The organism is Propionivibrio dicarboxylicus (assembly GCF_900099695.1).
In the GTDB taxonomy this organism is placed as follows: domain Bacteria; phylum Pseudomonadota; class Gammaproteobacteria; order Burkholderiales; family Rhodocyclaceae; genus Propionivibrio; species Propionivibrio dicarboxylicus.
Genome location: NZ_FNCY01000001.1, coordinates 239291 through 252630 on the forward strand (window position 1 = coordinate 239291; position 13340 = coordinate 252630).

At 58.7% G+C, this 13340-nt stretch carries 10 protein-coding genes and 1 riboswitch; of the genes, 5 read left to right on the forward strand and 5 right to left on the reverse strand.

The features are described from left to right. The first annotated feature begins 118 nt into the window (after nt 1-118). Nucleotides 119-1471 (forward strand): anaerobic C4-dicarboxylate transporter, encoded by a 1353-nt coding sequence (locus tag BLR25_RS01180; RefSeq protein ID WP_091932196.1) that lies wholly within the window; start codon nt 119-121, stop codon nt 1469-1471. A 71-nt stretch (nt 1472-1542) separates the two neighbouring features. Here the strand turns inward: BLR25_RS01180 and BLR25_RS01185 are convergent, their stop codons facing one another. The 3 genes from BLR25_RS01185 to BLR25_RS21595 all read right to left on the reverse strand — a co-directional run bounded on the left by BLR25_RS01185 (nt 1543) and on the right by BLR25_RS21595 (nt 6062). After that, on the reverse strand, nt 1543-2172 hold the full coding sequence (locus BLR25_RS01185; protein ID WP_091932201.1) for a response regulator transcription factor: 630 nt from the start codon (nt 2170-2172) through the stop codon (nt 1543-1545). 11 nt (nt 2173-2183) lie between these two features. Beyond that, a complete protein-coding gene (locus BLR25_RS01190) occupies nt 2184-4685 on the reverse strand; it encodes an ATP-binding protein (protein WP_091932206.1) in 2502 nt (833 codons plus the stop codon). A 90-nt stretch (nt 4686-4775) separates the two neighbouring features. Beyond that, nucleotides 4776-6062 (reverse strand): carbonic anhydrase, encoded by a 1287-nt coding sequence (locus BLR25_RS21595; RefSeq protein ID WP_176785698.1) that lies wholly within the window; start codon nt 6060-6062, stop codon nt 4776-4778. A 126-nt stretch (nt 6063-6188) separates the two neighbouring features. Continuing rightward, a riboswitch (TPP riboswitch) is annotated at nt 6189-6289 on the forward strand. Between BLR25_RS21595 and thiD the strand changes: the two genes are divergently transcribed. Both thiD and thiC read left to right on the forward strand, forming a co-directional pair. Then, the gene (thiD, locus tag BLR25_RS01200) at nt 6279-7169 is read left to right on the forward strand and encodes a bifunctional hydroxymethylpyrimidine kinase/phosphomethylpyrimidine kinase (protein ID WP_091932213.1); all 891 of its coding nucleotides are present in this window, start codon (nt 6279-6281) and stop codon (nt 7167-7169) included. It overlaps the preceding riboswitch by 11 nt. 50 nt (nt 7170-7219) lie before the next feature. Further along, nucleotides 7220-9136: a phosphomethylpyrimidine synthase ThiC gene (gene thiC, locus BLR25_RS01205; RefSeq protein WP_091932217.1), complete on the forward strand. Its 1917-nt coding sequence runs from the start codon at nt 7220-7222 to the stop codon at nt 9134-9136. Between the two features lie 99 nt (nt 9137-9235). Here thiC and BLR25_RS01210 read toward each other — a convergent pair whose 3' ends face one another. After that, nucleotides 9236-10846 carry a methyl-accepting chemotaxis protein gene (locus BLR25_RS01210; protein WP_091932220.1) on the reverse strand — a complete coding sequence of 537 codons (1611 nt, stop codon included), beginning with the start codon at nt 10844-10846 and terminating at the stop codon, nt 9236-9238. Nucleotides 10847-11049: 203 nt separating this feature from the next. Here BLR25_RS01210 and BLR25_RS01215 point away from each other — a divergent pair, with 203 nt between their 5' ends. After that, nucleotides 11050-11937, forward strand: coding sequence for a dienelactone hydrolase family protein (locus BLR25_RS01215; RefSeq protein WP_091932224.1), 888 nt, complete (start codon nt 11050-11052; stop codon nt 11935-11937). 55 nt (nt 11938-11992) lie between these two features. Continuing rightward, complete coding sequence (locus BLR25_RS01220) at nt 11993-12490, forward strand: C40 family peptidase (protein WP_091932227.1); 498 nt, start codon at nt 11993-11995, stop codon at nt 12488-12490. Nucleotides 12491-12503: 13 nt separating this feature from the next. On the opposite strand, the gene BLR25_RS01225 is transcribed toward BLR25_RS01220, so the two are convergent. Next, nucleotides 12504-13202: a helix-turn-helix transcriptional regulator gene (locus BLR25_RS01225; protein ID WP_091933568.1), complete on the reverse strand. Its 699-nt coding sequence runs from the start codon at nt 13200-13202 to the stop codon at nt 12504-12506. Nucleotides 13203-13340: the final 138 nt, after the last annotated feature.

Here is a 13340-nt window from a genome sequence, read left to right on the forward strand (position 1 = left end):
GCTATAAAAATAGCAATACAACCGTTTCATCGGCAATCAGCTGCCCCTCGCTTTCAACAAGAAACCAGCTTCCGACGAAACATAACGACAAAACTACACTTCGATTTGGGATCGGTCCATGGAAACAAGCATCATTCTCGAGTTTGGCATCATCCTGCTTTGTTTGCTGGCGGGCGCCCGTTACGGCGGTTACGGCCTGGGGCTTATCAGCGGTTTCGGCCTGCTGGTCTTCGCCTTTGTCTTCCATCTGGCGCCGGGTAAACCACCGATCGACGTATTGCTCACGATCATGGCCGTGCTGGCATGCGCCTCGACGCTGCAAACCGCCGGCGGCCTGAACGTCATGATGCGCTTCGCCGAACGACTGTTACGCCGCCACCCGAAGCACATCACATTGCTCGCCCCGATCACCACGTGGTCGCTGACGGTCATGTGCGGCACCGGGCACGTCGTGTATACGATGTTCCCGATCATCTACGACATTGCCATCAAGACCGGCATCCGCCCGGAACGCCCGATGGCCGTCGCATCGATATCCTCGCAAATCGGTATTTGCGCTTCACCTGTGTCGGTCGCTGTCGTCTCGATGGTCGCCATCATGGCCAAGGCGAAAGGGCTCGATCATCCGCCCAGCATCATCGAACTCCTCGCCGTCGGAATGCCGGCGACGTTCTGCGGCATGATCGTCGCCGCACTCTGGAGCATGCGACGCGGCCTCGATCTCGACAAGGACCCGGAGTTCCAGGCCAAGCTGCAGGATCCGGTACAGCGCGAGTACATTTACGGCGAATCGGCCACGCTTCTCGACAAGGTCTTCCCGAAAGAAGCGTACTGGGCCACCTGGATCTTCTTCGCGGCCATCGGCATCGTCGTGCTGCTGGGTGCCTTCCAGGATCTGCGCCCGTTGGTCGGACCCGTCGGCAAGCTCAAGCCGCTGTCGATGAATCTCCTGATTCAGGTGATGATGCTGAGCGCTGGCGCCCTGATTCTCGTCCTTTGCAAGGTCAAGCCCCAGGAAATTCCGAACGGCACCGTTTTCAAGGCTGGGATGGTCGCGGTCATTTCGATCTTCGGCGTCGCCTGGATGGCTGACACCGTGTTCGAGGCCCACTTCACGCTGCTCAAGGAAGGTCTCGCCGGCATCGTCGCCGCACAGCCCTGGACTTATGCCCTCGTGTTGTTCATCGTCTCCAAGCTGGTTAATAGCCAGGCCGCTGCGATCGCCGCAATCGCACCGCTCGGCGTCAGTCTGGGCGTCGATCCGAAGGTCATGATCGCGTTCTTGCCGGCGTGCTATGGCTACTTCATCCTGCCAACCTATGCGAGCGACCTGGCCTGTATCGGTTTCGACCGGTCCGGCACAACCCGCATCGGCAAGTTCGTCATCAACCACAGCTTCATCATCCCCGGCCTGATCGGTGTCGGTGTCGGCTGCTGCGTCGGCTGGTTGATGGTCAAGGTCCTCTACTGATAACTTATCGACATACAAGGATACGGTTCAAAAAAGCGCCCCGGACATCCGGGGCGCTTTGCATTTTGTCCTCAGTCTTTTGGCGCTCGCTTCCTGACATGGGTGGCCACTGCCTGCGTCCGGTTGTAGGACCCCATGATGCGGAGGATATTTTTCATGTGGTATTTCACATTCTCCTCCGAACAACCGATGATCTTGGCGATCTCCCAGTTCGTCTTGCCTTCGCGCACCCAGCGGAAAATCTCCCGCTGACGCTCGGTCATGTTCTCCTGGCGGCTGTCCTCCTCGACGGCGTCATCACGCGACGCCGCCTGGACCACCCGGCGAAATTTCAGATGATTGCGAATCCTGGCCTTGACGATTTCCTCATTGATCGGCTTGGTGATGTAATCGACCGCCCCAAGATTGAGCCCCTTGATCTCTTGCGCCGTCGACCCCAGCGCAGTGACATAAACGACTGGAATACTCGACGTTTTCCGGTTTTCCTGCAGGCGGGCACACACCGCATAACCATCCATGTCCGGCATCATGATATCGAGCAGAATGATATCGGGCATGGATTCACTCGCACGACGGACCCCCTCCTCGCCGCCCGAAGCGAAGATTACGACATAGTCATCCTTGAGTACATCCGACAGGATCTTGATGTTTACCAACTCATCGTCGATCAGCAAAACTGTCGCCTTGGCGCTATTCGACATCCCTCTCTCCTTCAAGCGTCCGTCCCTGCCACATGCATCTCCGGCGAGACGATCAACGTTGCCAAAATTTTCCGGGCCACCGGATAATCCAGGCGATCGATCGCGCGCTCAAGCGCATCAAATTCAGACGTTTTTCCATTCGTCACAAACCTCTGGCGCAAGTCCTGAAGACAGGCTTCGGCCGCAATATTGTTGGTCGCCAGCAGAACATCAAGCCAAGCCAACGAAGCGCCGACAGCCGCTGACTCCGGCATGGCGACCGACTCCCGACCGTGACCAGCATCCCCATCCGCAGGCTGCCCGCCAAAGACCGTCGCCAGCGTTTCCAGCAAGAGCACCGGTTCGATCGGCTTGAACATTTCCGCATCAACCCCGGCGTCCGGAACGTTCAGCGCTGCATCGTCGTCACTGCGACGCTTGAGCAAGACAACTTTCGCCAGCGGATTGCCTGCCGACACCGAACGCAACTCGCGAATGACACCGAGGCAGTCGTATGCTGGCGTCGCGGCATCAATCAGGAACAGATCGAATTCGCCGGCACATCCCGCTTCCGTGCTCCATTCCAAGGCTTCACCCGCTGAAGCAAACGCCTCCACCTGCATCCCCCAGGAACGAAGCAGAAGCGCCAGTGCATCGCGGGAACAAGCGTTATCGTCGATCACAACGACCTTGAGACCGGCGAAATCAGAACCGTTCTGACGCAAGGAATGTGCGTCGGCAGGGCAGCCGAAACGCGCCGTAAAAACGAAGCGACTCCCCTGTCCCAACGCACTTTCAACACCGATCTGGCCTCCCATCGCTTCGGCCAGCATTTTGCAGATCGCCAGTCCCAAGCCCGTTCCGCCATAGCGACGCGTCGTCGACTGATCTGCCTGGCTGAACGCCTGAAAAAGGCTCTGACGCTGCTCAGGTGAAATGCCGATTCCCGTATCGCTGACACAGAACCGCAGGCAAATATTGGAAGTATCGCGCTCGACACTGTCGACTGAAATGCAGATCTCGCCACTTTCCGTAAATTTGATGGCATTGCCGACCAGATTCATCAGCACTTGGCCCAAGCGAAGCGGATCCCCCTCAAGGCTGAGCGGAAGATCCGGATCGAAGCGAAAAATCAGCTCTAGCCCTTTGCTCTCGGCGCTCAGCGCCTGAATCGAAGCGACATTATGAAAGACCTCGCTGAGATCGAAAGCGATGCGTTCGATCTGCAACTTGCCTGCCTCGATCTTCGAAAAATCGAGAACGTTGTTCAAGACGCCAAGCAAGCCGGTCGCCGCGGAATCGACATTGGCGAGATAGTTGCGCTGCTTTGCATCCAGTTCGGTCTTGAGCGCGAGATGCGTCAGTCCGAGAATGGCATTCATCGGCGTCCGGATTTCATGGCTCATGTTGGCGAGAAATTCCGATTTGGCGCGATTGGCGCGGTCCGCTTCGGCAATCGCGCGGGCCAGTTCGACAACGGTTCTTTCAAGTTCCTGATTGTTTGTCTCAAGCTCCAGGTGCGCCTTCTGCAAGGCCCGTTGCGACTCTTCCTTTTCCACCCGCCGGCGCTGAATCAACTGCCAATACATCGCCATCAGAATCAGGATGACCGCCCCGGCACACACTGCCAGCGCAACCAGGCGTGCCCGAGACTCGGTTTCCTCCAGTGACGTATAGATGCCGACTTCCCACTTTGCGCCCTGCAAGGCGGCTCGCCGCACCAGGAAACGGTGTTCCTTCGGCGCACCTTCGGCCTCCGTCTCTATCACGCGCACGATGCGATCGCCGTGGTCGAGTTGGCGTTCCATACTCTGGAGCACGGGAGGCTTGAGACGCGCCCCATATTGCTGCGTCCGCTCGAGTTCTTCCAGCATGTGCTGATCCAGCGCACGCAGCGCCCGATACTTCCAATCCTTGCGCGAACTCAGGAAGGCGATCCCGTTTTCGTCGGTGACGACCATCGTGTCCTGTCCATCGTCCCAACGCGCATCGAGGTCCCCAAGATCGACCTTGACGACAACGACCCCTTGCAAGCCGCCGGATGTCCTCACGCGATGCGAAAGATAGTAGCCCGGCAGCTGGCTGACCGTGCCGACGCCGAAAAAGCGCCCTTTCCCTTGCAGAATCGCATCGTGATAGTAGGGCCGGAAATAGTAATTGTTGCCAAGAAAAGTCACCGTATCGCGCCAGTTGCTGGACGCGATCGTCAGGCCGTTTTCATCGAGAACATAGATGGCCTCGGTGCGAGCGATACGGCTAAGGCCTTCAAGATATACATTGAGCCGGCGTATCCGCGTCGCATCGTCCGTTTTTTCGAGTGCTGCCGCCACTAACGGATGCTCCGCCGTGATTTCCGGCAGATAGTCATATTTGTCCATCGGCGAGAACAAGGCCGCCGAGAATACTTCCAACCGATGAGCGGCAATCTCCTGACGCTCGCGGATCCCCGCCTTGAGGCTGTAGTGGTAAGCAAGGACCCCCGCCACCACCAGCATGGCCAGCACCACCAGCACATCGAGGAAACGTCTTGGCATAGGGGTCGAATCGAACACCGCCCGGAATCGGAACAGGTGAACAATACCCCAAGCCGGAACGAATGGAGGCTCCGGCGAACAGGCGACCGGCTAGCGCGATTCCTTGATGATGCGGTCGGAACCCGGCTGTACCGGACGTGCATTGGGCGGATACAGGCGCTGAAAGATCGCGAGCTGTTCCGACGAAACCGACTGCGTCTGTTTGAGCACCAGCCACAGCACGTCCTCCGTACACGGCGGCATGGTCAGCGATCCCATGAACGCGTAATAGCGCCGATCGGCGGGCAATAGACGCTCCAGATCGAGAAGTTGCGACACCGGCGCCACCTCGCCGCCGCGCTCCAGCGGCAGATTATTCAGAATTGACTGGATTGCCGGATTCTCCGCCCCGCGCTCAAGCAGGATCGAAACGATCGCCTGCTGCCCATCCGCGGCGCGATGCATCAACTGGACTTCCATATCGAAAGAACGGCCGCCCACGGTCGTCTCACCGGGGCGGTGGAAGAGCACTTGCGTCAATGCATAGCTCTTTCCGAGCAATCCGAAGACTCCGCCGTAACTCATGACGAGCAGATTCCTGCCGGCATCGACGACCTTGAATTTCACCGGGTGATAGGAAAACTGGATCGGCTCAAGATCGACGGCAATCCCATCACGGATATCGATCGGCGACTGGCGATGACCAAAAGTGCAGACGGCATACTCGGACCGCAACGCAGCCCAGCGCTCGGGCGCCCCTGCCCCCTCGTACGACCAGGCAACCGTAGGCGCCGGAACACCTTTCTTCTCGCTCCTTGAAGAAGCCCCCCCTTGCCGCTCGGTCAGGCGACCGACTTTGTCGCGGGAGCGCGATGCGTCCTTCTTGACTTCCTTGTCGATCATCATCTGATTGACCTGGCGCAACTCCGACGCCGCTTCGTTCACCCGATCGACGGTCTGGCTCAGACTCACCGGCCGGACACCGGCAGACGCCTCAGGACGGCATGCCTCACGGAACAGACGGTCGTCCGGCGTCCCCGAGCGCACCGGCATATTGTCCGGCATGCGCACTTCTTCCTGGCGCACCAATTCACCGTTTTCCTTGATGTACGAACGTTTCAGCGTCGCATACGTCCGCTCGCCACAATCAAAACGGTTGGAAATCTCGATGACGCGATACAAAGACGAAGTCCTAGGATCGATGATCGACTTGTCGAGCACGATCCGGCCGCGCACCCGGACCTCCCCGCCCTCGCCGGTTGCGATGCTGTCCCGTTCGATTTCGACCCGCTTGCCTTGCTCGGTCGCCACCAACTGCCATGCCGCCTGCGCACTCGGCGACACGGCCAGCGCAGGCAGGACGGCCAAGGCCGCTGCAATAATGATTTTTCGCCCCATCTGCGTATTCACGGACCCGCGCGCCATTTCTTTAGCGTAATTCGACATCGGAGGGAACCGAACGCCCCCGACTTGCGTCAAAAAAAGGCGAATCTTGCCATCGGACGCCAATTCCAGTACCTTGGTCGGTCTCGCCTGGGGTGCTCTGTCACAGCAGACAGGGCTGAGATAATACCCTTTGAACCTGTACGGGTAATGCCGTCGTAGGGAAACGTAATGAACGCAACATTCTCGCCATTCTCCTCTTTCGTTGAGACGTCTGCCGCCTCGACGCAAGGCGCCATACCCAATGTCGTCTCGATCGCTGGCATCGACCCATCCGGCGGCGCCGGACTTCTGGCAGACCTGAAGACGTTCTCCGCGCTCGGCGCTTACGGCTGCGGCATCGTCGCCGCGCTCACCGCGCAAAACACCCGCGCCGTCACCGCCGTCCACCTGCCGCCGGAAGCTTTCATTCGGCAACAGATCGACACGCTGTTCGACGATGTGGCCATCGCCAGCGTCAAGATCGGCATGCTCGGCAATGCCGGCGTCGTCCGCACCGTCGCTGAAGGCCTCGAAAATCGGAAACCGCCTTACCTCGTCCTCGACCCGGTGATGATCGCCAAGAGCGGCGATGCCTTGCTGGCCGACTCGGCCATCACCATGCTGCGCGAAGCGCTGTTCCCGCTCGCCACCATGATCACACCCAACCTTCCGGAAGCTGGCGTGCTGTTGCGACAAACCACCCCGGAATCGGTGCGCGACATGCGCCGCGCTGCCGAAAAGCTGCGCGACATCCTTCCGCATGCCGGCCAGCGCTGGGTATTGCTCAAAGGCGGCCACTTGCCGGGTGGCGAACTCGTCGATCTGCTCTTTGACGGCGACACAATGATCGAACTGCCCGGTCGCCGCATCGACACGAAAAACACGCATGGCACCGGTTGCACCTATTCGTCCGCCATTGCCGCCTTACTGCCGCAGCGCCCCGACGTTCCCTCGGCGGTACGCGACGCGCATGCCTGGCTGGCGCGTGCCATCGCACACTCGGGGCAGCTCAATGTCGCCTCATCGCCCATGGGCCACGGCCCAGTTCACCACTTTCATGCGCTCTGGCCCTCGGCCTGAAGCCTTGTTGCCCACGGCTACCGCCGTTTATTTCACAGGAAGCTCGCATCATGAACGCCAACGAGAAATTCATTGCCGCCACCGCTCACGTCGACGAAGCGGCCATTCAACCGCTGCCGAATTCACGGAAAATCTACGTCGAGGGCAGCCGGCCGGACATCCGCGTGCCGATGCGCGAAATTTCTCAGGACGACACCCCGACAGCCTTCGGCGGCGAAAAAAATCCGCCGATCTTCGTCTATGACTGCTCCGGCCCCTACGGCGATCCGCAACAAAAAATCGACATCCGTCAAGGCCTGCCGGCGCTGCGTGCCGGCTGGATCGCCGAACGCGGCGATACCGAACGGCTCGACGACCTGAGCTCGGAATTCGGTCGCCTGCGTGCCGCCGACACTTCGCTCGACGAACTCCGTTTCCCCGGTTTGCACAGAACGCCGCTGCGCGCCAAGCCCGGCCGCAACGTCACCCAGATGTACTACGCACGGCAAGGCATCATCACGCCGGAGATGGAGTTCATCGCCATCCGCGAAAACAACAACCGCCGCGCCTATATCGAATCGCTCCAGAGTGCCGGCCCGCAAGGCAAGAAACTGGCGGCCCTGATGACCCGACAGCATGCCGGTCAGCATTTCGGCGCCAGCATTCCGGAGGAAATCACCCCGGAATTCGTGCGCAGCGAAGTCGCCCGCGGTCGCGCCGTCATCCCCGCCAACATCAATCACCCGGAAGCCGAACCGATGATCATCGGTCGTAACTTCCTGACCAAGATCAACGCCAATATCGGCAACTCGGCGCTCGGTTCAAGCATCCAGGAAGAAGTCGAGAAAATGACCTGGTCGATCCGCTGGGGCGGCGACACGGTCATGGACCTGTCGACCGGCAAGAACATCCATGAAACGCGCGAATGGATCATCCGCAACTCCCCTGTGCCGATCGGTACTGTGCCGATTTACCAGGCACTGGAAAAGGTTAACGGCAAAGCCGAAGAACTCACCTGGGAAATTTTCCGTGACACGCTGATCGAACAGGCCGAACAAGGCGTCGACTATTTCACCATTCATGCTGGTGTCCTGTTGCGCTACGTGCCGATGACAGCGAGCCGCATGACCGGCATCGTTTCGCGCGGTGGCTCCATCATGGCCAAGTGGTGCCTGGCGCATCACAAGGAAAGTTTCCTTTACACCCACTTCGAAGAAATGTGCGACATCATGAAAGCCTATGACGTCGGCTTTTCTCTTGGCGACGGATTGCGACCGGGCTCGATCTACGACGCCAACGACGAAGCACAGATCAGCGAACTCAAGACGCTGGGAGAACTTACCGACATCGCCTGGAAGAACGACTGCCAGGTCTTCATCGAAGGACCGGGCCATGTGCCGATGCACATGATCAAGGAAAACATGGACCTCCAGCTTGAGTACTGCAAGGAAGCGCCGTTCTACACCCTTGGCCCGCTGACGACCGACATTGCACCGGGATACGATCACATCACTAGCGGCATCGGCGCCGCGATGATCGGCTGGTACGGCACCGCCATGCTCTGTTACGTCACACCGAAGGAACACCTCGGCCTGCCAAACAAGGACGATGTCAAGGAAGGCATCATCACCTACAAGCTCGCCGCCCACGCTGCCGATCTTGCCAAGGGCCATCCCGGCGCGCAAATCCGCGACAATGCGATGAGCAAGGCACGCTTCGAATTTCGTTGGGATGATCAGTTCAACATCGGTCTCGATCCCGACCGGGCGAGAAGCTTCCACGACGAGACCTTGCCGAAGGAATCGGCCAAGGTCGCGCACTTCTGCTCGATGTGCGGCCCACACTTCTGCTCGATGAAGATCACGCAGGACGTCCGCGATTTCGCGGCACAACAAGGGTTCGACGAGCAAGTCGCACTGGAGAAGGGAATGGAAACGAAAGCGATGGAATTCGTGAAAGCCGGCGCTGAGGTTTATCGCAAGGTCTGACAACACCGGTCTCGAAGACGCACAAAGAGCTGCCAGCATTCTGCTCGCAGCTCTTTGTGTTTTCGGCGGCGCTGAAGAAACGACAGCGCCTGTCCGCACTCACACCTGAAAGCGTGCCGCCGAATTTCTCAATTCATTGGCCAATTGCTCCAGCATCCTGACATTGCTGTTGGCTTGCTCGACAGACTTCGCTGATGCTTCGATCATGCTCGATATCTGCTCGACATTGCGCGCAACCGTCGCGCTCGCCTGACTCTGCTCGCTGGTTGCGGCGGCAACTTCGCTGACGTTGCCTTTGGCTACCTGAGTCGCATCACTGATCTTGCGAAGCGCCGACCCGGTCTTGCCCACAATTTCGACGCCCAGCAACACCTGGGGACCTACGGCCCGCATGCCATCGACAACATTCGCGGTGTCTTTGTGGATCCCTTCGATCATGCCGGTAATCTGATCCGTCGCCAGACTGGTTCGCTCTGCCAACTTGCGGACCTCGTCGGCAACGACAGCGAACCCTCTCCCCTGTTCTCCGGCTCGCGCCGCCTCAATCGCTGCATTGAGCGCCAGCAGATTCGTCTGGTCCGCGATTTCCTTGATGACTCGTGCGATTCCGCCAATCTCATAGGAGCGCTCGACCAAGCTGCCGATCATTCCCGACGCATCTTCAACCTGCTTCGCTGCACGCTGAAATTCCTGACTGGCACTGTTGACAAGCGACTCGCCGTCCAGCGCCAACTGGTTCGCATTGACGGCGTTGGTTTCCGTTTCCTTTGCACTCTGCGAGATATGGTTCACGCTGACTGCAATCTCCTCGATCGCGATTGCCGTTGCCGTGATCGCATCGAGCGATTGGAGCGAAGCCGCATTGATCTGGCCCATCTGAAGCGTCAGGCTGTCTGACGCATTTCCGACCCGATCAGCATTCTGCTTGATCGCCAGAATGATGTCGTGGAGACTCTTCTGCATCAACTCTATGGATTCCATCAGACTTCCCGCCGACCGGCTGTATTCGATCCGTTGCGACAAGTCCCCAGCGGCAATCGCCCGCGCCATCTCTGCCGCATATTCGGGCTCGCCGCCCAGCGCGCCATAGATCCGTTTTGCCATCAGCAATGCCGACACGACAACCACGACGAAGACCGCAAACCCGATCAGACCGAGGTAGATCGCATTTTTGCGATACGCCGCATCAATATCATCGATAAAGAGGCCGTAGCCAATCATCCATTCCCATGACGGAATTTTTGTCACCCCGTTGAGTTTCGGCACCGGTTCGGTCGTTCCTGCTTTCGCTGTCATGATTTCGACCAAAGCCGGGTCTGCGTTCTTGAGTCCGTCCAAATACACCTGCAAAGTTGTGCGCCCATCCGGAACTTTGGCGCCCACATCGACTTTTCCGACTCTTTTCGGATCTGGATGAACCAGAAGCGTCCCGACAAAATCACGAATGAATACATAGTCATTGCCGTCTCGCAGCGCTAATGCCGCCTCCTTGGCACGCGCTTGCGCCTCCTCCCGCGACAGGGTCCCCTTTTTTTCCATCGCGACGAAATAATCCACCTGCTTGCCGGCGAGATTGAGTGTCTGCATGATTTGCGCGCGACGATCCTCGAGCATCGTCATGCGCAAGACTTGCAGCGCCACGAGGACGAGGATGACAGTCCCCAGGGCGGCTAGCCCGACGACAAGGCCAAGACGGGTAGAGAGTTTCATGACCACCTCGGAAAGCTATAGTTTTCAGACATCTCTCGCGGGGCTGCAAGAGACCGTTCGTTGCAGACCATCCAGTCGGTTGGAGAGATGAGGCGTGATGCAGACCCGAACCGGTACTCCCTGAACGGCGTAGGGAATTGATTCTGGTTTCTCGTGTCAACCTCCGCCGAGGAACTATTCCTCACTTTTTCAGGAGAATTTTCATGAGCGACCCCAACGGCCCCAGCCCGGAATTCGACAGCCTTGCCCCATCCATCTCCTTTACCCGGCGCAGCTTCATCGTTTCGGCGCTCGGCGCGGGGTTCGCGCTCTCGGTTCAGCCCATCATGGCGCAAACGCTTATCACTACCGATACCGATGGATTGACCTGCAGCGAGATCAAGATTCCTGTGGCCGATGGCGCCTTGCCGGCCTATTTTGCCCGGCCCAACGCCGGCAAGAAATTTCCGACCATTCTGGTGATTCAGGAAATATTCGGCGTTCATGAGCACATCAAGGATGTCTGCCGTCGCCTGGCCAAACAAGGCTACCTGGCGATCGCACCCGAACTTTATGCGCGACAGGGCGATCCGCGCCAATACACCAACATTCAGGAACTCATGAACCAAGTCGTCAGCAAGATCCCGGACGCCCAGGTCATGAGCGATCTGGATGCCTGCACAGCCTGGGCCAAGGGCAATGGCGGCGACGAAACACGCCTCGGCATCACCGGCTTCTGCTGGGGAGGGCGCATTACCTGGCTTTATTCCGCGCACAATCCTCAAGTCCGTGCGGGCGTTGCCTGGTACGGACGCATCGTCGGAGACAAGAACGCCTTGACCCCGCGACACCCGATCGACGTCGGCGCCGCCCTTCACGGTCCGGTACTCGGACTTTATGGCGGACAGGATCAAGGCATTCCGCTCGATACCGTCGCAGCCATGCGCGGCGTACTCGCCAGCGGAACCACCGCCAGCAAGGAATCTGCAATTGTCATATATGACGACGCGCCTCATGCCTTCCATGCCGACTATCGCCCAAGCTACCGCAAGGAAGCTGCGGAGGATGGCTGGAAGCGGTTACTGGCGTGGTTCAAGGCCAACGGAATCTGAGATCGTTGCCGGAACAAGACACTCACGCGGATCGCGGTTCGCTTATACTGGTGCCATGCAGAACCGACGTCACTGGATTCTACTGGCAACATTGATCGTCGCCGCGTGCGGCAGCGTCCCTCCCGTTGTCGAGCGCCCGGCCAGCCGGCCGACGGCACCAGAACGGCGACCGAGCACGAAGAGCAACGAGGTCGTGATGTTCGCGCTCGGTCTGATCGATACGGGCTACCGCTTCGGTGGCAAGAACCCCGAAGCGGGTCTCGACTGCAGCGGCATGGTGTCCTATATTTTCAACCAGGCGACGGGGCTGAAAGTGACCGGCAACGCCGCTGAAATCGCGCGCAAGGGTCTGCCCATAGAAAAGAGCCGCCTGCAGCCCGGCGATCTCGTCTTTTTCAACACCCGCAACGCCCCGTTCTCGCACGTCGGCGTCTATATCGGCGATGACCGATTTGTTCACGCGCCCTCAAGCACCGGACGGGTGCGCATCGACCGCTTGAGTGCCGGATACTTCGCTGCACGCTTCGAAGCGGCGCGCAGCTACTTCGACTGAAACAGGACGCGGCTTATCTTGCGTCGTTGTACACGGTCGCCCTGGAAACCCCCAGGTACTGCGCAACCGTTTCCATCGACTTCCGGATATTGAGGAAGCCCGCACTCTTCAGTTCGCGGACCAACGCCCGCCGCTGTGCCGACTTGAGTGCGCGCGGGGTAGTCGCATGCAAGGCGGCAAACTGATCGATTCTCGCGCAGATCGTTTCCGACCCGCCCCCCACCGGCTGTATCCGGATGGGATCGATACGCACTTGCCCGGCTGCGCTTGTTCCTGGCCGGATAGACTCGCTGATATTGAGCAAGGCGCCAATCATGCCGAACTGTTCGAGCACATTCTGCAATCCGCGGAAGAGCGACAAATCGACATTCAGACACAGGGCTGCGATATAACGCCCACGCGAATCCTTGATGCCGATCGACGTACTCTTGATCTGCCGACCGTCCGGCAATTGATTGGCATAGTTAGAGACGATCTGGGGAAACTCTGAATCGGTGACGCGGGCCATGCCCAACTCCGTCGCGGGCGACCCGACGTCACGCCCCGACAAATTGTTGTAGATCGCAAGGATTGCATGATCCGGATGCAGCAAATCGTGCACAACGACCTCGCAAAAAGGCGCAAACGTTTCCCCCAGTCCTTGAGCAATCTGGTTAACTTGCTCAAGCAAAAGCGCTTGTTCTTTATTAGCCTCTTTCGTTGTTTTTTTCATCGTGACCATCCCCGAAGAATTCAGATACACGGTCAATATAGCACCCTCAACCCGTTTTTTACGTCTTTCAGAGACGCATCATAGCCAAGGATCGATTCCGTTGGAATAGTGGTACACAAAATAAAATAGGGCGCCACA